The sequence below is a fragment of the Campylobacter sp. IFREMER_LSEM_CL2127 genome, from assembly GCF_025771745.1.
Classification (GTDB): domain Bacteria; phylum Campylobacterota; class Campylobacteria; order Campylobacterales; family Campylobacteraceae; genus Campylobacter_D.
Genome location: NZ_JAKMQV010000007.1, coordinates 34,370 through 53,193, shown reverse-complemented (window position 1 = coordinate 53,193; position 18,824 = coordinate 34,370). Strand labels below are relative to the sequence as shown.

General features: G+C 31.5%; 17 protein-coding genes, 1 tRNA gene and 2 pseudogenes. 12 read left to right on the top strand and 8 right to left on the bottom strand.

The window, feature by feature from the left end; genetic code table 11:
* Positions 1–23 precede the first annotated feature (23 nt).
* The 10 genes from folE to L8V77_RS05815 all read left to right on the top strand — a co-directional run bounded on the left by folE (position 24) and on the right by L8V77_RS05815 (position 8,709).
* Positions 24–596, top strand: a complete 573-nt coding sequence (gene folE / locus L8V77_RS05860; protein WP_012662169.1) for a GTP cyclohydrolase I FolE — start codon at positions 24–26, stop codon at positions 594–596.
* Positions 596–1,906 carry a flagellar protein export ATPase FliI gene (gene fliI / locus L8V77_RS05855; RefSeq protein ID WP_263707127.1) on the top strand — a complete coding sequence of 437 codons (1,311 nt, stop codon included), beginning with the start codon at positions 596–598 and terminating at the stop codon, positions 1,904–1,906. The genes folE and fliI overlap by 1 nt, the downstream gene beginning before the upstream one ends.
* A 54-nt stretch (positions 1,907–1,960) precedes the next feature.
* Positions 1,961–2,449, top strand: coding sequence for a hypothetical protein (locus L8V77_RS05850; protein WP_263707126.1), 489 nt, complete (start codon positions 1,961–1,963; stop codon positions 2,447–2,449).
* A 53-nt stretch (positions 2,450–2,502) separates the two neighbouring features.
* Entirely contained in the window at positions 2,503–2,682 is a 180-nt protein-coding gene (locus L8V77_RS05845) for a putative motility protein (RefSeq protein WP_039619394.1), read from the top strand.
* Between the two features lie 77 nt (positions 2,683–2,759).
* Complete coding sequence (locus L8V77_RS05840; protein ID WP_263707138.1) at positions 2,760–3,905, top strand: hypothetical protein; 1,146 nt, start codon at positions 2,760–2,762, stop codon at positions 3,903–3,905.
* A gap of 122 nt (positions 3,906–4,027) precedes the next feature.
* On the top strand, positions 4,028–5,206 hold the full coding sequence (locus L8V77_RS05835; protein ID WP_149062716.1) for a NifS family cysteine desulfurase: 1,179 nt from the start codon (positions 4,028–4,030) through the stop codon (positions 5,204–5,206).
* A 10-nt stretch (positions 5,207–5,216) separates the two neighbouring features.
* Positions 5,217–6,188, top strand: coding sequence for an iron-sulfur cluster assembly scaffold protein (locus L8V77_RS05830; protein ID WP_263674997.1), 972 nt, complete (start codon positions 5,217–5,219; stop codon positions 6,186–6,188).
* An 81-nt stretch (positions 6,189–6,269) separates the two neighbouring features.
* Entirely contained in the window at positions 6,270–7,430 is a 1,161-nt protein-coding gene (gene nhaA, locus L8V77_RS05825; protein ID WP_263679575.1) for a Na+/H+ antiporter NhaA, read from the top strand.
* On the top strand, positions 7,427–8,581 hold the full coding sequence (gene nhaA, locus L8V77_RS05820; protein ID WP_263707123.1) for a Na+/H+ antiporter NhaA: 1,155 nt from the start codon (positions 7,427–7,429) through the stop codon (positions 8,579–8,581). The genes nhaA (L8V77_RS05825) and nhaA (L8V77_RS05820) overlap by 4 nt, the downstream gene beginning before the upstream one ends.
* Before the next feature lie 53 nt (positions 8,582–8,634).
* A tRNA-Glu gene (locus L8V77_RS05815) sits at positions 8,635–8,709 on the top strand.
* Between the two features lie 195 nt (positions 8,710–8,904).
* On the opposite strand, the gene L8V77_RS05810 is transcribed toward L8V77_RS05815, so the two are convergent.
* The 6 genes from L8V77_RS05810 to L8V77_RS05785 are packed head-to-tail and all read right to left on the bottom strand — an operon-like array spanning position 8,905 to position 13,810.
* Positions 8,905–9,531: a trimeric intracellular cation channel family protein gene (locus L8V77_RS05810; protein WP_039629140.1), complete on the bottom strand. Its 627-nt coding sequence runs from the start codon at positions 9,529–9,531 to the stop codon at positions 8,905–8,907.
* Between the two features lie 35 nt (positions 9,532–9,566).
* Positions 9,567–10,610 (bottom strand): Cj0069 family protein, encoded by a 1,044-nt coding sequence (locus tag L8V77_RS05805; RefSeq protein WP_263707121.1) that lies wholly within the window; start codon positions 10,608–10,610, stop codon positions 9,567–9,569.
* Between the two features lie 54 nt (positions 10,611–10,664).
* Positions 10,665–11,753 carry a chorismate synthase gene (aroC, locus tag L8V77_RS05800; RefSeq protein WP_263707120.1) on the bottom strand — a complete coding sequence of 363 codons (1,089 nt, stop codon included), beginning with the start codon at positions 11,751–11,753 and terminating at the stop codon, positions 10,665–10,667.
* Positions 11,750–12,418 (bottom strand): ribonuclease III, encoded by a 669-nt coding sequence (gene rnc, locus L8V77_RS05795; protein WP_263707118.1) that lies wholly within the window; start codon positions 12,416–12,418, stop codon positions 11,750–11,752. The genes aroC and rnc overlap by 4 nt, the downstream gene beginning before the upstream one ends.
* Positions 12,411–12,851, bottom strand: coding sequence for a ribonuclease HI (rnhA, locus tag L8V77_RS05790; protein WP_263707116.1), 441 nt, complete (start codon positions 12,849–12,851; stop codon positions 12,411–12,413). Before rnhA ends, rnc begins: the two co-directional genes overlap by 8 nt.
* Positions 12,848–13,810, bottom strand: coding sequence for a hypothetical protein (locus L8V77_RS05785; protein ID WP_263707113.1), 963 nt, complete (start codon positions 13,808–13,810; stop codon positions 12,848–12,850). The genes rnhA and L8V77_RS05785 overlap by 4 nt, the downstream gene beginning before the upstream one ends.
* Positions 13,811–13,884: 74 nt before the next feature.
* Here L8V77_RS05785 and dnaG point away from each other — a divergent pair, with 74 nt between their 5' ends.
* Positions 13,885–15,669, top strand: coding sequence for a DNA primase (gene dnaG / locus L8V77_RS05780; RefSeq protein ID WP_263707109.1), 1,785 nt, complete (start codon positions 13,885–13,887; stop codon positions 15,667–15,669).
* A gap of 65 nt (positions 15,670–15,734) precedes the next feature.
* Positions 15,735–16,718, top strand: coding sequence for an MnmA/TRMU family protein (locus L8V77_RS05775; RefSeq protein ID WP_263707106.1), 984 nt, complete (start codon positions 15,735–15,737; stop codon positions 16,716–16,718).
* A 23-nt stretch (positions 16,719–16,741) separates the two neighbouring features.
* Here the strand turns inward: L8V77_RS05775 and L8V77_RS07705 are convergent.
* Together L8V77_RS07705 and L8V77_RS07700 are read right to left on the bottom strand one after the other, a co-directional pair.
* Positions 16,742–17,122, bottom strand: a pseudogene (locus tag L8V77_RS07705) (methyl-accepting chemotaxis protein); the annotation flags it as partial.
* A gap of 1,068 nt (positions 17,123–18,190) precedes the next feature.
* Positions 18,191–18,823: pseudogene (locus L8V77_RS07700) on the bottom strand (PDC sensor domain-containing protein); the annotation flags it as partial.
* Position 18,824: the final 1 nt, after the last annotated feature.

Sequence of the window (18,824 nt, the reverse complement as noted above, 5' to 3'; positions counted from 1 at the left end):
TTTTAATTTTTGATGGAGAAAAAATGCAAGAAAAATTTGAACAATCAGTAAAAAATATGTTAGAAATTATCGGAGAAAATCCACAAAGAGAAGGACTTTTAAAAACTCCTACTAGAGTTTTTAAGGCTTTTGAATTTTTAAATAGCGGTTATAAACAAGATCCAAAACAAATACTAAATGATGCCTTATTTGAAAGTTCAAACAATGAAATGGTTTTAGTAAGAGATATAGAATTTTATAGTCTTTGTGAACATCATCTTTTGCCTTTTTTTGGGCGCGTGCATGTTGCGTATATACCAGATAAAAAAGTCGTAGGACTTAGTAAAATTCCACGCCTTGTAGAAGTTTTTGCAAGACGCTTACAAATTCAAGAACAACTCACAGAACAAATCGCAGAAGCATTAATGGAACATGTAGGTGCAAAAGGCGTTGGGGTAGTTATTGAAGCAAGACATATGTGTGTTGAAATGCGTGGGGTGCAAAAGGCAAATTCTACTACTAGCACTTCAGCATTAAGAGGTAGCTTTTTAAAAAGTGAAAAAACAAGAAAAGAATTTTTTACCTTAATTAACTCAGCAAAACAGGTTAGATTTTAATGGGTTTAGAAAAACTTCGTAGCAAAATTGCTTCACAAAATCTTGCTAGTGTTTTTGGACAAATTACTAAAATTTCAAGTACTAGTATAGAAATAAATGGCTTAAAAACTAGCATAGGTGATATTATTAAAATAGTTTCTAGTGAAGATGAGAGTAAAGAAGCTATGGCTATGGTAGTAGAAGTAGATGAGAATTTAAGTTATTTAAGTCCTTTTGGTTTTGTGGAAGGTTTTAAAATAGGCGATCGTGCTTTTATTAATGATGCGGGTATGCAAATAGGAGTTAGTGATGAACTTTTAGGAAGGGTGGTTGATCCTTTTATGCGACCAAAAGATGGTAAAGGACCTATTGAGGCAAGTAAATTTATGCCTATTATGCGAGCACCTATTGATGCAATGAAACGAAGTTTGATAGAGGAAGTTTTTCCAGTAGGTGTTAAAACAATAGATGCACTTTTAACTTGTGGGGTAGGACAAAAGCTTGGGATTTTTGCAGGAAGTGGGGTAGGAAAATCAACCCTTATGGGTATGATAGTAAAAAATTCCAAAGCTCCTATTAAAGTGATAGCTTTAATAGGGGAGCGTGGTAGAGAAATTCCTGAGTTTATACAAAAAAATCTTGGTGGTAAACTTGATGATACTGTCATAATCGTTGCAACAAGTGATGATAGCGCGCTGATGAGAAAATACGGAGCATTTTGCGCTATGAGTGTGGCTGAGTATTTTAAAGAACAAGGTAAAGATGTGTTATTTATCATGGACAGTGTAACGCGTTTTGCTATGGCTCAAAGAGAAATAGGCCTAGCTCTAGGTGAACCACCTACGACAAAAGGCTATCCGCCAAGCGTTTTAAGTCTTTTACCTCAGCTTATGGAGCGCGCAGGAAAAGAAGAAGGTAAAGGCACTATAACGGCTTTTTTTACCGTGTTAGTTGATGGAGATGATATGAGTGATCCAATAGCTGATCAAAGTAGATCTATCCTAGATGGCCATATAGTACTTAGTCGCGAACTTACTGACTTTGGAATTTATCCGCCTATAAATATACAAAATTCAGCCTCAAGGGTTATGGGGGATATTATTAGCGATGAACACAAACTAGCTGCTAGAAAATTTAAGCGTTTAAATTCCTTACTTAAAGAAAATGAAGTTTTACTTAGAATTGGTGCTTATCAAAAAGGTACCGATAAAGAACTCGATCAAGCCATTGCTAAAAAAGACTTTATGCAACAATTTTTAAGTCAAAATCCTGAAGAAAGTTTTGAATTTGAAGATACTATCAATATGCTAAAGATGATTGATATGCAATAATTGGAATGATTTTTGCTTTTTTTATGATAAAAAGTCATGGAAAAAGGATGGATCATGTCAAATATAGCTTTTTTAGATCATCAACAAAGCTTGGGTTTAAAATACACCGATATTTGTCAAAATATTTTTGAAAGAGAAATCTTTACACATATGTTTTTAGAGTGTGTAAGCTTTGTTTTACTAGAAGATAAAGCTAAGTTAAAATACTTAAAGATTATTAATTCAAAAGAAGAATTTATCGTTGAATTTAAAATTAATAATCAAAAAAAATCATTTATTATCAATGATAAAAAAATACTAAATGCAGAATTTAGTGCAAAAAGAATAACTCAAGATGAATATGAAAGAGAAATCGCTAGAATTTATCAAATAGAAAGATATTTAAAAACACAAAGCAATCTTCAAAATTTTTCTAGCGAAATTAACACTACCATGAAAAATCTTTTTAAAGATATGGATGAGTTTAAAAACTATATCGATATACTTGAAGCAAAAGAAAACACTCACAATCATTACTTATCAAAAATTTATAATATAGCTTAATATTAACCAAACTTTGCCGATAATACTACTAATCCAAACAAAAGGAGTATGTTATGGGCGAAGTTACTAACAACCAAGCAAGTTTAATGCTTAACATTGCAACTACTATGATGAAAAAAACCATAGAAGCCAATGAAAATGCAGTAATGCAAGTACTTGAAGGCGTAAATGCAAACCCTGCTCCAACTACTACTCCTAGCACTAGTTCAGGATTGCTTGACATTTACGCTTAATTTTTCTCTTCGATTCAAAAATTTTGGCATAGCTTTTGCTTTTTTAAGGCTAAGCAATATTTTTGAAGAGAAGAGTTATGTTTGTAAATTCTAATGTCAATCCGTATCAGAATTTTGCAAATTATCCTTTTGCAAAGACTGAACATGCGGAAGAAAAAAAAGAAAATACCAATATTAAAAGTGATTTACTTGATATAAAAGGTTCTAATTTAGATTATGAAGTAAGCTATGCAAGCGAGTTTGGTTTTAGAATCAACGAGCAAGGTTTTTTTGAAAAAGATCTTAATAAAACGGCTGCTTTGCCTCTTGATTATGATATTAATATAAAAAGTATAAGAGAAATTTCAAAACAACTTATAAAGCTTGATGAAAATTTAAACTATAACAAAATAGACTTACCAAGACTTTTAAACACTTATCATAATACACTAAAAACCATCAATCATGAATTTCAAAAAAATGATAATAGTTTTTTAAGTAAAGCACAAATTTCAGAATTAAATCAAGGTTATAGCTATACTTATGAAGGAAAAATTTTAAAAGTTTATGAAAATGCCAAAAGTTTACAAAATGCAAAAGAAGCAAATAAAAATCTAAATACCTTAATGCTTGATAACAAAATAGGAGACTTTGCATTCAATGCGAGCATTGAAAACACGGCTAGTAATCCTATCATAAGACCTTATCTAAACCGACAAGGCGAAGTTTCTAAAAGTGGATTATTGCTTAATTATATTTATCATGATTTAAAAGAACAAAATAATCAAAAGGCTAATTTCTTTTTAACTCCTATTGAGTTAGATATGTCTTCTAATGTAAATTTTCAAAAACTCATGAGAGGTCAAATGAGCATGCAAGATTATCTAAGTGAAAACAATAAAGAAAAAATGAGTTTTGATTTATATTTATATATCAATGGAGTAGATAAAAACAACACCACAGAAGATAAACTTTCAGTTTTCTTTCAACAATACATTAACTATCAACACAGTATCAACATGCAAGAATTTGCTAATTCAAGTTCTATTTATAGTCTTTATAGTGAGCAAATTAGCAAAGATTTTGAAGCTTTAAAAAAAGAGTTTAATCAAAATGATTCTAATATCGATCTTGAAAAAATTAATACTCAAAAAGAACTTTTAGATACTCAATTTTTAGAAAATCGCAAAAGACAAGCAAGCATTAATAAAATTTTACACTCATATTTAAATGCAATGGCTTAACTTGTGCTAAAATAATAAAAAATTTTACACAAGTTAAATCCATTTAGTTTAATGTTAAATTTAACATTTTAGTGTATATTAACAAAAAAGATAAAAATTATCCTAATTAAAGGAGTGTAATTTTGAAAGTATATTTAGATAATAATGCAACAACACAACTTGCACCAGAAGCTTATGAGCTTATGAAACCTTTTTTAAAAGAACATTATGGTAATCCAAACAGCCTTCATCAATGGGGTAGTGCAACTCACCCTGCTTTAAAAGAAGCTATGGATAAACTTTATGCAGGACTTGGGGCAAGCGATTTAGATGACATCATTATCACTTCCTGTGCCACAGAGAGTATCAACTGGGTATTAAAAGGTGTGTATTTTGATAGAATTTTAAATAGCGATAGAAATGAAGTAATTATTTCTAGTGTAGAACATCCTGCAGTAGCAGCTAGTGCTATGTTTTTAAAATCTTTAGGAGTAAAAGTCATAGAACTTGGCGTTGATCATGAGGGTGTTTCTAGTGTAAAAGATCTAAAAGAAGCTATTTCAGATAAAACTGCCCTAGTAAGCATTATGTGGGCAAATAATGAAACTGGTATGATTTTTCCTATAGAAGAAATGGCTCAAATTACTCATGAATATGGAGCATTATTTCATACTGATGCAACTCAAGCTGTTGGTAAAATCAAGGTTAATTTTGCAAAAGCTGGGGTTGATTTTGCTTCATTTTCTGCACATAAATTCCATGGTCCAAAAGGTGTAGGTGGACTTTATATTAAAAAAGATATAGAATTAACTCCGCTTTTACATGGTGGTGAGCATATGGGTGGTAGAAGAAGCGGAACTTTAAATGTACCATATATTATAGCAATGGCAGAAGCTTTAAGAATTGCAAATACTATGCTTGATTTTGAAAACTCACACATTAGAAGATTAAGAGATAAATTAGAAGATTTAATTTTAGCTATGCCTGATACAAGTGTAGTTGGAGATAGATCAAGAAGGGTTCCTAATACCATCTTAGCAAGCATTAAAGGCGTAGAAGGCGAGGCTATGCTTTGGGATTTAAACAAAAATGGTATAGCAGCAAGCACCGGTTCAGCCTGTGCTAGCGAAGCACTTGAGAGCAATCCTATCATGGAGGCAATTGGTGCTGAAAACGATTTAGCTCATACTGCCCTAAGACTTTCTTTATCAAGATTTAACACAGAAGATGAAATTGATTATGCAGCAGAGCAAATAAAAAAAGCAACGCAAAGACTTAGAGCAATCTCAAGTACTTATGCATATAAGCCTGAAAATATTTAAAGGATAAAAAATGGCAAAGAATAATTTAATTGGCGGATCAATTTGGGATGAGTATTCTCAAAAAGTGCAAGATAGAATGAACAACCCTCAACATATGGGCGAATTCACACAAGAAGATGCACAAAAAGCAAATGCAAAACTTATTGTTGCAGATTTTGGAGCTGAAAGCTGTGGTGATGCGGTTAGGCTTTATTGGTTGGTAGATGAAAAAACTGATAAAATCATTGATGCTAAATTTAAAAGCTTTGGCTGTGGTACAGCGATAGCAAGTAGTGATACTATGGTTGATCTTTGTATAGGTAAAACCGTAGATGAGGCTGTAAAAATTACAAATTTAGATGTTGAATTTGCTATGAGAGATAACCCTGAAACTCCTGCAGTTCCACCGCAAAAAATGCACTGCTCAGTTATGGCTTATGATGTTATCAAACAAGCTGCAGCGCATTATAAAGGTGTTAATCCTGAGGATTTTGAAGATCAAATCATAGTTTGTGAGTGTGCTAGGGTAAGCCTTGGAACTATCAAAGAAGTAATCAAACTAAATGATTTACATACAGTAGAAGAAATCACGCAATTTACTAAAGCAGGTGCTTTTTGTAAATCTTGTGTTAAGCCTGGAGGGCATGAGAAAAAAGATTATTATCTTGTAGATATTTTAGCTGAAACTAGGGCTGAAATGGAAAGAGAAAAGCTAAAAGATCAAAGCAAAACAGATATTGCTTTTGATGATATGACCATGGTTAAACAACTAAAAGCAGTAGAGGCTGTTTTAGATAGCGATGTGCGTCCTATGTTACACGGTGATGGTGGAGATTTGGAAGTAATCGATATCCAAAAAAGTGAAAATAAAAATATAGATATATATATACGTTATCTTGGAGCATGTAGCGGCTGTTCAAGTGGGAGTGGTGCAACCTTATATGCTATAGAAAATATCTTACAAGAAGAACTTAGTCCAAATATACGCGTTATACCTGTTTAAGCAGTTTTTCTGCTTAAACTTTAAATTTCAAGCCTTTTTATGTTAAAATAACACGTTAATAAAAATTTAAAAAGGCTATTTATGCAAAGACTTCAAACCTTTGTTAAAAGTGAAACTTTTCCTGGTGTTTTACTAATATTTTTTACCGTACTTGCACTCATTTTACAAAATAGTTCTTTAACGGATCAATATACTAACTTTTTAAATATTCCTTTTGGCTTTCAAGCTGGAAGTTTAGAAATTTTCAAACCTTTACTTTTATGGATTAATGATGGACTTATTGCAATCTTTTTCTTTGCCATAGGACTTGAATTAAAATATGAAGTAACAAGAGGGCAACTCAATAGCATAAAGGCTATGTCTTTACCTGTATTTGCTGCACTTGGCGGTATGATAGTGCCTGCTTTGATTTTTGCGTTTTTTAACTATAAGGATCCTTTTGCTTTGCAAGGTTGGGCTATACCAACGGCTACTGATGTAGCTTTTGCGGTTGGTATTTTAATGCTTTTAGGCAAAAGAGTACCTACTTCTTTAAAATTATTCTTACTTTCTTTAGCTATTTTTGATGATTTAGGCGCGATTATTGTAATTGCTTTATTTTATACAAGCGAACTTTCAGTTTTTGCTATGATTGCTGCTTTGGTGTGTATTCTAGCGCTTTATTTGCTAAATCACTTCCATGTTACCAAAAAATCTTTTTATATCATCATAGCTATAGTATTTTGGATAAGCATGTTAAAAAGTGGGGTGCATGCAACTTTGGCAGGTGTGATTACTGCTTTATTTATACCACTTCAAACAAAAAGTGGTGAGTCTTTTTTAAAAGAAATAGAACACGACTTAGCACCTTGGGTGAGTTATTTCATCTTGCCTATTTTTGCTTTTGCAAATGCGGGAGTTGATTTAAAAGATATGGATCCAAGCTTTATGTTTTCTTCGGTTAGCTTAGGTATTATTTTAGGATTATTTTTGGGAAAACAAATTGGAGTATTTTTATTTTCATATATTAGTATAAAACTAGGACTAGCAAAACTTCCACAAAATGTTAATTTCAAACAACTTTACGGGGTTTGTATACTCACAGGTATAGGTTTTACTATGAGCTTTTTTATAGATGGCCTAGCTTATCAAAATAGTGATATTTTTGCATATTCAGACAAACTTGCAATTTTAGTAGCTTCATTATTAAGCGCTATAGTTGGATATGTTTACTTAAAACTTATTTATAGTTTTAAAAAATGAAATTAAGAAGTTTCCAAAACTTTTTATCACTTGAAATTTTAGGAGGATTGTTGCTTTTATTAGCAACGATCTTTGCCTTGCTACTTAAAAATAGTCCTTATGGACAACACTATATGGATTTTTTAAGTGTAGAAATAGGTGTAAAAGTAGGTGCTTGGGAACTTTTTAAGCCTTCTTTATTGTGGATTAATGATGGTCTTATTGCAATCTTTTTCTTTGCCATAGGACTTGAATTAAAAAAAGAATTTGTTCAAGGAGAGTTTAAAACTCTTAGTAATATTACCCTACCCTTAATGGCTGCTATAGGCGGTATAGTTGTGCCTGCTTTGATATTTTGTGCTATCAATTTTAACGATGCTTATGTTTTAAAAGGTTGGGCTATACCTACTGCAACTGATACTGCATTTGCCCTAGTTATACTTACAATGCTAAAACAACGCATACCAAGTTCTTTAAAAATATTCTTAGTATCTTTAGCGATTTTTGATGATGTAGGGGCTATTTTAATCATTGCTATTTTTTATACAGGAGAGCTTTCAACTTTAGCTTTTTTTGTTGCCTTTTGCTGTATTGTGGGTTTGTTTTTACTTAATCGTTTGAGCAATGAAAGAAAATCATTTTATTATATACTTGGAGCATTGCTTTGGCTTAGTGTATTAAAAAGTGGAGTGCATGCAACTTTAGCAGGTATCATCACAGCTTTATTTATACCTGTATTTACAAAAAACAACCATGCTTTATTAGAGGAAATCGAGCATGGTTTAAAATTTTGGATAGCTTTTATAATACTACCACTTTTTGCTTTTGCCAATGCAGGGGTTGATCTTTCAAAAATTGAAGTACATATGCTATTTAGCGGTGTAAGTGTAGGGATTTTCTTAGGCTTGTTTGTTGGAAAACAACTAGGTGTATTTGGCTTTGCTTATATGGCAATTAAATTTAAACTTGCAAAACTGCCAAAAGATGCTAATTTTAAACAACTCTATGGAGTTTGCATACTCACAGGCATAGGTTTTACCATGAGCTTTTTTATAGACGCCCTTGCCTATGAAGTAAGTGATATATTTAATTTTGTGGATAATTTTGCTATTTTACTAGCTTCCTTAGCTTCAGGTGTATTTGGCTATTTTTATCTGCGCTTTGTAAAATAATTAAGTTTTTTTTAAATTAAATAAGATATAATTTCATTTCTTATTTAATATTTGGCCCATTCGTCTAGCGGTTAGGACATCGCCCTTTCACGGCGGTAACACGAGTTCGAGTCTCGTATGGGTCACCACTTTTTAAATTCTAATTACAAAAATATCAAAAATAGCAATTTTCCATAACTAAACTTAATTTATAACCAATACATCAAATAAATATTCTAAAAGTAAAAAATATAAATAAATTTACCTACTAACAAGCTTGTAAGATTTTATGAAAATACTATGGATAATAAGGCTTATCCTTTAAGAATTTATAAGATAGAATTTTAACTTTCTTTATTTTCTCCATCTTTAAAAGAAAATATAGGCAAACTTAAACCATAATATATCGCCAAAAGTCTTGCTATGGTTCCTACAATCAATGAAGCAAGAATTACCCATAACTCATCTACGCCCAAAATATACAATATATAATACAAAGCCCCTGTTAATATAGCAACACCCGCATAAATTTCTTTTTGAAATACAAGTGGTATCCTAGCACACAATATATCTCTTAATATCCCACCAAATACACCAGTAATTACAGCTGAACTCACAGCCACTATAAAACCATACCCCATTTGTATTGCAATTTGTGCACCTAAAACACTAAAAACAACCAAACCTATAGCATCTAAAATCAAAAAAAGTTTTTCAAGCCTTATAACATATTTGGCAATTTTTGTTGTAATCATAGCTGCAACACAAATTAAAATCACATACTCAGGAGTTTTAATCCAAGTTAGCGGATGATGATCAAGCAAAATATCTCTAATAGAACCTCCGCCAATAGCTGTTACCAAAGCTATAAATATCACTCCAAAAAGATCCATTTTATGTCTTCCCGCAGCAATAGCTCCTGTCATTGCATCAACAGTAATTCCGATAATATAAAGTATAGTTAAAAGCATAATGAGTTTTCAAAAAACCCTTGTTAAAACAAGGGTTAATTTTTACTTACGATATCAATGATATTTTGAGCTACTTTTTTAGCAATAGGCTCAACAAATTCAGCAGGAGAAGTAAATCCTACGCAAGAGCAATTAATCTCACCTAAAACATATTTATCTTTACCATTTTCATCTGTATCTAAGATAAAATCAGCAGTCCAAATCAAAGGAATATCATAATTTCCAAGTTTTGAACGAATTTCAGGTAAGGTTGCTAAAAACCAATCAACCAATCCTTGCCAATCTTTTGGCTCATCATATCTATATTTTGCACCTGAAAAAAGTGTTGCAGAGAATGCATCAGCACCTTCTGCAGGCTTTTTATGCACAACATAAATTGGAGTATGATAAAGCATTAAAATTCTAATTTCACCTTCTTTAATACGCGGTAAGAAAGTCATATCTACAAGCATACCATTATCACCTATAATGTATTGCTCACAAAAATCCATAAACTCACCAAGCTCTCTTTCTTCTGTGTGATTATCTTTTGCTTCTGTGCATTTGATTTTTGCATTTAATGGCACACTTGTCGCCCCCGCTGGTAACTCATCTATCAATCTCACACGCCAAATTCCCTCACCCGTTGAACCACGATTTTGTTTTAAAACCCTCTCACCCTTTGCTAAAGTTTTTGGAAAACTTTCTTTAAAAGTTTTGATATCATAATACGCATAAGTATCTTCAGGTACTAAAGCCGTTTTATTAAGCTTGGTAAGCGCATCTTTAGCGCCATATCCTATCATCGCATCAGGATGAGGCATACCTATAACACCATTTGCACAAAGTTTTCTAAGCATATCAAAATACTCGTTTTCTTCTTTTAAATTTCCAGGATTAATTCTAGAAACATAAGCATCAGCATTGTTTTTTACATATTCATAAATTTCATCTTTTTTTTCTACTTCAAAAAAGATAACCTCAGCATTCCAACCTTGTTCTTTTAAGGCATTTACCATAGGCATAGTATCTTTTCTATGGCCATCTTCACCTTTATCGCTACCACCTCTAACTTCAAAAAACACAATATTTTTTTTCATATTTCTCCCTTTTTAAAGATATTTTATCATCATATCTAAATAAGTATTAAATTTTTATTTGTTTTTTCCATAAACTCGTTGTAAATTTTGCAAATTTGAGCTTGCATTTAAAAGCAAAGCATCAGCCATGCAAATTGCTACCATAGCATTTACCACAACACTACCTCTTATACCCACACAAGGATCATGTCTGCCTTGTAACTCGTGTATAATATTTTCTCCTTGAGTATTTTGCGTTTGTTGGGGTAAAAATATAGAAGGAGTTGGCTTAAAATATGTTTTTATATCGATAAAGTCCCCGTTAGAAATTCCGCCTAAGATCCCACCGCTATGATTGCTTAAAAACACCCCATCTTTCAACTCATCATTATTTTGGCTTCCATACATATAACTACTTTGAAAACCGCTTCCTATTTCTATAGCCTTAACTGCATTTACCCCCATAATCGCATGAGCAAGTTTAGAATCAAGCTTATCATACAAAGGCTCGCCTAAGCCTTTGATAGGGTTTTTCACTCTAGTAAAAACTCTAGCACCTATGCTGTTTTTTGCCTTTTTAGCTTTTAAAATTTCATCTTTAAAACTTTGCTCTAAATTTTTATCTAAAGCATAAACTTCACTATTTTTAGCATAATCAAAATCAAACTCATCATTACTAAGTTTGCTATCAATATTTCCTATTCCAAAAACCCCGCTCATTATCTCTATATCAAATTCTTTTAAAAGCATTTGTGCCACAGCACCTGCTGCTGCTCTTGCTACACTTTCTCTAGCACTAGCTCTTCCACCGCCTCTATAATCTCTAATGCCATATTTATGATAATAAGTAAAATCAGCATGTGCAGGACGAAATACATCTTTTTCATAATCTTTTGAGCGTGTATTTTCATTATACACCAAAACACTTATAGGAGTTCCTGTTGTATAACCCTCAAAAACCCCACTTAAAACTTGAGCTTTATCTTCTTCTTTTCTAGGAGTGCTAAATTTATTTTGACCTGGCTTTCTTTTATCTAGCATTTCTTGTAAAAAATCAAAATCAAACTTCACCCCTGCTGGCATACCATCTATTATACAACCTATAGCTTGACCATGAGATTCGCCAAAGCTTGTAAATTTAAATCTTACTCCAAAGCTATTCATAGTTTTCCTAATTTCTCAAGTGCGATTTTAGCACATTGTTGTTGGGCTTCTTTTTTACTACCTGCTGTAGATCTTGCTACTTCTATGCCTTGAATTTTCACTGCGATTTCAAATTGCTTTTTATGATCAGGCCCAAAAGCCTTTACTACAATATACTCAGGTGTGCCTGCCATATTTGCCTGCGTAATTTCTTGAAGTCTTGTTTTATAGTCTTTAAACAAACTTTTTGTATCAATATGCGGATAAACTTCATTAAGCAAATTTAATGCTATATTTTTAGTTTTTTCAAAACCTATTTCTAAATACAAAGCCCCCATTAGTGCTTCAAAAGCATCAGAAAGTATGGAAGGTTTATTGCGTCCATCGTTATTTTCTTCTGCAATAGACATAAAAACACATGCTCCAAGATCAAGTTTTTGCGCTAAAGTTGCAAAAGATTTTTCATTCACCAAAGCCGCTCTAAGTTTAGAAAGATTTCCTTCTGAGTCTTTTTGAAATTTAAAAAACAAAAACTCCCCTACTACTAAATCCATCACAGCATCACCCAAAAACTCTAATCTTTCGTTATTATAAGGCTTTTTGTAACTTTTATGCGTCAAAGCTTCGATGAGTAATTGCTCATTTTTAAAATGATAATTTAATCTTTCTTGGAGTTTTTTAAGCATTTATTGACCTTTCTTCTTGGAGCTTTAAGGCTGCATTTCTTGCTAGCTCATCACAACGCTCATTTAATTCATGGCCATTGTGCGCTTTGACCCAAAAAGCAGTTATTTTATGATCTTTAGCTACATTTAAATACTCTTTCCAAAGATCAATATTTTTTTTACCCTTAAAATCTTTTTTTACCCAACCTTCAAGCCATTCATTAATACTTTGTACCATTAAATTTGAATCTGTGTATAACTTTACCTCACATGGTTCTTTTAAAGCTTTTAAAGCCTCTATAATAGCCATTAATTCCATGCGGTTGTTTGTTGTATTCTCACACGCCCCACTTTGTTCTTTTTGATGATTTTTATAAGTTAAAACATAAGCCCACCCTCCAAAGCCAGGGTTGTTTAAGCAAGAACCATCAGTATAAATTTCAATATTTTTCAAGCTTTTACCTCATAATAAATCTCACATTTTCCAAATTCATAACAAAATGGACAATGATAAAAAAACAAAGGACTTTGATTTTTACAATTATTACATACATAAGTAAAGCTAAGATTTGCACTTAGCTCATTATCGTTTAAAATTTTTAAAATTTTTAGTTTATGATTTTTGATAGGAATAGCTTTTGTGCTTAAATTTTTTGCATAAAAAAACTCATGGTATTTTTCATCTTCAAGATTAAGCGGACTTTTGCATTCATTAAGCAAATCAATGACATTTTCAAATTGGGGCATTTGAGTAAGTTTATCTTTATAATGCAAAAAGCAAAGTCTTAAAATATACTCATTATCCTTGCTCAAAGCTAAAATTTCTTTTAGTTTTTGTTCTTGCTCTTTAGAACTTACTTGAATTTTTAAAGCTTTTATCAAGGCTTTTTCTGCATATATATTTTCTCCTAACTCAAACAAACACTCTAAAACATCTAAAACCTTGTCATAATCTTTGAGTTTTAAATAAACAATTTTTAAAAGTTTTAAGCTTTCTTTATTGCGTGCTTTAATTTTTAAGGCATTTAACAAAGCTTCTACACTACGCTCTAAAAATCCTGCTTTTAAATAAACTTGTGCTAGTGAAAAAAAGATAAATTCTTTTTGGCTTGCCTCATTTGCTTTTTGCAAAGCTATGAGATAAATCCCCACAGCTTTTTCAAATTCACCACTTTTGGTAAAAATTTGAGCTAAGAAATTTAAATTTTCTATGCTTAAATTGGCATTTTTTAAAATTTGTTGGTGTGTGGAATTAATTTCAAATTTTTTTACAAAACGATCAAGTTTGCTTTTTTGGTCTTTACTTGCAAAAATACGCCATATATAATGTGAGCTAGCTATGATAAAAACCAAAGCAGTCAAAACAATAAGACCAAATAAAGGATCGCGGTATTCTACAAAGAAAAAATCCATAACCTTACAACTTAATTTTCAAATTTATAACAATTATAGCTAAATGCTTATATAATTTTCTTTAAGGTTTAAAGATGATAGAGCAAGCAAGTATAGAACAACTTTTACAAAAAACAGATATTGTTGATATCATAGCTCATTATGTTGAAGTAAAAAAACAAGGCTCAAGCTATGTTTGCGTTTGTCCTTTTCATGATGATAAAAATCCTAGTATGCATATTAATTCTATTAAAGGATTTTATCATTGTTTTGCATGCAAGGCTGGGGGTAATGTTTTTAAATTTGTAATGGATTATGAGAAATTAAACTTCGTTGAAGCGGTGGAAAAAGTTGCTTCATGGAGTAATTTTTCACTTACTTACACCTCACAAAAACAAGATAATAAAAAATCCATCATTCATATCTTGCCTACTCTTAATGCTTTTTACAAACAAAACCTAGCTAAAAACAAAGAAGCTTTAGCTTATCTTTATAAAAGAGGTTTAAATGATGAGGATATTAGAACCTTTGAACTAGGCTTTGCGCCAAGTTCCAATGAAACACTAAGACTGCTACAAAATGAGCAAATCACTCAAGAAGAAGCTTTAGAGGTAGGTGCGATAAAACAAAATGAAAATGGCGCTTATGCAAGTTTTATCAACCGCATTACTTTTAGTATTTATGATCATAAAAATTTGCTTATAGGCTTTGGTGGTAGAACTTTAGATGAAACAAATATGGCAAAATATGTTAATTCTCCCCAAAGCAAACTTTTTGATAAATCACGCGTTTTTTATGCACTCAATTTAGCAAAAGATGCCATTTATAAACAAAAAGAAATGATAATTTGTGAGGGTTATATGGATGCTATAGCCTTTCATAAAGCAGGATTTAAAAATGCTGTAGCGGTTTTGGGAACTGCTTTGGGTGAAAATCACATACCTTTAATAAAAAGATTAGAAGCAAGAGTAATTTTGTGTTTTGACAATGATAATGCAGGACTTAATGCCGCTGTGCGTTCGGCACATTTGCTAAGTTTAGCAAAAATTGATGGAAAAGTAGTCTTGATAGAAGGTGGAAAAGATCCGGCTGAACTTGTAGCAAGCCATCAAGAAAAATTACTTTTTAATATTTTAGAAAAAGGTATAGAGCTTGGAGAATTTTATATAAGAAGTTTGATTGCAAGTTGTGATTTAAACTCAGCACTTAGCAAACAAAAGGCTTTAGAAGAGGTACAAAAATATACTTTTAACCTTGAGCCTTTAATAGCAAATTCCTACACTACTTTAGTAGCAAATCTTTTGGGCGTAAATATTAATGATATTAAACTTTCTAAAAATACAAGAAAAATAAGCTTCATTAATCCTATAAAACAAAGTAAAATCAACAATATAAGCGAGTTAGAGCTTTTGAAATTTTTATATGAAAATAATGAAACCATAGGGCTTTTTAAGCTTTTAAGCGCAAAAGAATATTTTTTACACCAAGATATTACTAAAGCTATTTTAGAGCAAAAGAACTTTGAAGATCCTAGTATAAGAGAACTTTATGAATTTGAAAATATCAAAAACTTAAGCAATTTAGAAGAATTTTTATATGCTATTTGCAAGATCAACCTTGCATATTTTAATAAATTAAAAAGTTTAAATTTAAAACAAGCCTTTAAAAAACAAATTTATAATTTACTCAATCAAAATTTAGAAAAAATCAAAAAAAGCTATCAAAATGATGAAGTTTTTTTTAATCACTTGATAGAAGTTTTAAAAAGCGTGCATTTTTTAGATGATGAGGAAAGCTTGGAATTGTTTTTAAATAGACTACAAAAAAATATCAAAGATAAAAAAGCAATTCATTATAACTTTGAAGAAGAAGTTTTTTAAATAAAAACTTGCACAAAAATTAAAAAATATTCATTACAATATGCCAAAAATTTCGAAAGGAAAAAATGAAAGCATTAGCACTTTTTAGCGGTGGGCTTGACTCTATGCTTGCTATAAAACTCATAAGCTCTCAAGGTATAGAAGTAAAAGCTTTAAATATCAATATAGGCTTTGGTGGCACAAGCGATAAAAGCGAACTCATGGCAAAACGCGCTGCTATGGCAGGGGCTAGTTTTGAAATGATAGATGTAAGAAATGCATATTTGCAAGAAGTTTTATTTAATCCTCAATATGGTTATGGAAAACATTTTAACCCTTGTATAGATTGTCATGCTTTTATGTTTAAAACCGCTCTTTCTATGTTAAAAGATGAAAATGCAAGTTTTATCATCACAGGAGAAGTAGTTGGTCAACGCCCTATGAGTCAAAGAAATGATGCTATGGCTAAGGTTAAAAAACTAGCACTTGATGAAGAAGATTTAATCTTGCGTCCAATGTGCGCTAAAAATTTACCTTTAACTAAACCTGAGCGTGAGGGTTGGGTTGATAGAGAAAAGTTAGAAAACATCAGCGGAAGAAGTAGAAAAAGACAACTTGAACTAGCTGCCAAATTTGGTTTTGAAGATTTTGAAAGCCCAGGCGGTGGATGTTTGCTTACACTTGAGAGCTTTTCTAATAAAATCAAAGATTTCATTAAATTTGATAAAAATATGCAAGTTAATGATGCTCAACTTTTAAAATACGGACGCCACTTAAGACTTCCAAATGGCTCTAAAATGATAGTAGGTAGAAATGAGTTAGAAAATCAATTTTTAAAAGAATTAAAAACTCAAAAATACGAAGAATTAAAACTCTTTGATTTAATCGGTGCTTATTCTTTGGTGGATGAAAACATCAATCCACAAGATCTTGAACTTGCTCTAAGCATAGCACTAACTTATGCTAAAACTCAAAATAATACAAAATACAAAATAGGCTTTAAAGATAAAATTTTCCAAAGTATGGCTTTTGAAGATAAAAATAAAATTCAAGAATATTTGATAGATTAAACTACCCTTTAAAGGGTAGTTTTTTAGAATTTCTTTCTTCTAACCTCTGCTACAATATCAGCTGACATAGAATCAACTTCATTAGCTACAGAATTAGTCGCATGAGCAATTTGTGAGTTTTCTTTAGTTAAACCATCAATTACTGAAACAGATTGATTAATTTGTGAAATTCCTAAAGCTTGCTCTTTAATACTTTCACCCATTTCATTAATAGATTGAACTAAGATATTAGTATTAGCTTCTATTTCACCTAAAGACTTTTGAGTTCTTTCAGCTAGATTTCTAACTTCATCAGCAACAACAGCAAAGCCACGTCCATGTTCACCAGCACGTGCTGCTTCAATAGCTGCATTTAATGCAAGTAGGTTAATTTGGTCTGCAATATCTCTAATAACATCGGTTACATCTTTAATATCACTACTTTGTTTAATAACCTCTTCAGTTCTTGCTGCTACTGCATTCATAGAAGCACTCATCTCTTCAACTGCAGCTGCGCTTTCTTGTAAAGAATCGGCTTGTTTTTGCGCACCATCATTAAGTTTTAAAACACTCTCTTTTAAAGCATCAGCTTTAGTTTGAAGCATTTCACCTTGACTTAGTGAAGCTTGAAGCATTTTTCTAATCTCTGCGCCTACTGCATTAAGTGATTTTTCTATCTCACCTTCTGCATTTTCAAGCTTATCGGAAAAATCAAGATTTTTAAAACTTGCAAAAACTCTTTCTATTTCATTTAAATCCCTACCTATTTTTAATTCCATATCCTCAAGCATTTTGTTTAACACTTCTTTTAATTCTACAAGTTTTGGATTTACAGGATTTGCCTCTATTCTTTGAGTGAAATATCCTTTTTCTATTTCACAAGAAACTTCTAAAATATTTTGCACAGTAATGTCATCTTTTTCCAAGCAAGTTTGAATATACTGAACATTATCATTAATCACACCAGCCATTTTGCCTATTTCATCATTATATCTAGGTTTTAAAACTTCTACTGTTGCAACCTCATGATTTAGGTATCTAAAAAATTTCATTAAATGACTTTGGAGTCTTTGTACTCTAATAGAAACAATTCTTTTTACAGAAACACTGATTGCAATCACGATAAAAATAACCGCTATAACAGAACTTACCAAGATGATATTTCTAAGATCTACGATTGGTGCATACACAGATTCATTAGGCACAACAGCCAACATAGCCCAATGAATTCCAGTATTTGGCCACACTTCAAACACCCTTATAGCTCCATGATATTCACTGCCATCATCTGCTATATAATCAATAGCTCCTGCATGTATAGTTTTTTGAGCTTCTATCACATGAGCTGCATTTTTATTAACATCCGTAATTTTCTTCGTAACAAAATCTGCATTTGGATGTGTAGCTATAACACCGTTGCTTGCTATTAAAATCCTTCTTGCTCCTTGATAAATTGATCTTGATGGATCATTTAAAAAATCTGCAATAGGTTTAAGATCATAAAGCATACCAACAACACCTATTGCCTTGCCTTCTTTATTTACAATAGGTGCAGCTACATTAAGTCCTAAAAATTTATTACCTTGGATGTTATACCATCTTGGTTCACCAAAATAAAGCTTATCACCACCCATTAAATTTTTAATAGCTTGTGTTGAAGCTATTTCTTCACTCGCTGCTATAGTTTGCATACCGCCAGCATTATTTGCGTCATTATCTTTCATCAAAATCATAAATTCATTATTATTTGTAAAGTATTTTGTATCAACACCTAAATTTTTATATACAGAACCATCTTGCAAATAATAATAACCATAAGATACATCATGGTTTGCATCAATAGCTTCCCCTAGAATATTTTCTATCCTTTTTGGGTTTATAGCACCTTCTGAAATAAGATTGTTTAATGTTCTTTGAGTACCAATAGCACTTACAAATAAAGACTTGATACTTGCTTCAGCTTGATTTCCATAGCGATGTACAGAAGCTGTAAGTGTATTTTCTATCTGCGTGTTTAAAATAGCAGTAGATCTGTTAATAATAAGCAAAGACAAAGCACTCAAAATTAAAATAACAGTAATAATTGCCACGAAGACAATTTTTGCACCAAGACTCCAATTTCGCATT

Excerpts from the sequence above, each read along its gene's own strand:
- folE (WP_012662169.1), top strand. The coding sequence starts at position 24 with ATGCAAGAAAAATTTGAACAATCAGTAAAAAATATGTTAGAAATTATC.
- fliI (WP_263707127.1), top strand. The coding sequence starts at position 596 with ATGGGTTTAGAAAAACTTCGTAGCAAAATTGCTTCACAAAATCTTGCT.
- L8V77_RS05850 (WP_263707126.1), top strand. The coding sequence starts at position 1,961 with ATGTCAAATATAGCTTTTTTAGATCATCAACAAAGCTTGGGTTTAAAA.
- L8V77_RS05845 (WP_039619394.1), top strand. The coding sequence starts at position 2,503 with ATGGGCGAAGTTACTAACAACCAAGCAAGTTTAATGCTTAACATTGCA.
- L8V77_RS05840 (WP_263707138.1), top strand. The coding sequence starts at position 2,760 with ATGTTTGTAAATTCTAATGTCAATCCGTATCAGAATTTTGCAAATTAT.
- L8V77_RS05830 (WP_263674997.1), top strand. The coding sequence starts at position 5,217 with ATGGCAAAGAATAATTTAATTGGCGGATCAATTTGGGATGAGTATTCT.
- nhaA (WP_263679575.1), top strand. The coding sequence starts at position 6,270 with ATGCAAAGACTTCAAACCTTTGTTAAAAGTGAAACTTTTCCTGGTGTT.
- nhaA (WP_263707123.1), top strand. The coding sequence starts at position 7,427 with ATGAAATTAAGAAGTTTCCAAAACTTTTTATCACTTGAAATTTTAGGA.
- L8V77_RS05810 (WP_039629140.1), bottom strand. The coding sequence starts at position 9,531 with ATGCTTTTAACTATACTTTATATTATCGGAATTACTGTTGATGCAATG.
- L8V77_RS05805 (WP_263707121.1), bottom strand. The coding sequence starts at position 10,610 with ATGAAAAAAAATATTGTGTTTTTTGAAGTTAGAGGTGGTAGCGATAAA.
- aroC (WP_263707120.1), bottom strand. The coding sequence starts at position 11,753 with ATGAATAGCTTTGGAGTAAGATTTAAATTTACAAGCTTTGGCGAATCT.
- rnc (WP_263707118.1), bottom strand. The coding sequence starts at position 12,418 with ATGCTTAAAAAACTCCAAGAAAGATTAAATTATCATTTTAAAAATGAG.
- L8V77_RS05785 (WP_263707113.1), bottom strand. The coding sequence starts at position 13,810 with ATGGATTTTTTCTTTGTAGAATACCGCGATCCTTTATTTGGTCTTATT.
- dnaG (WP_263707109.1), top strand. The coding sequence starts at position 13,885 with ATGATAGAGCAAGCAAGTATAGAACAACTTTTACAAAAAACAGATATT.
- L8V77_RS05775 (WP_263707106.1), top strand. The coding sequence starts at position 15,735 with ATGAAAGCATTAGCACTTTTTAGCGGTGGGCTTGACTCTATGCTTGCT.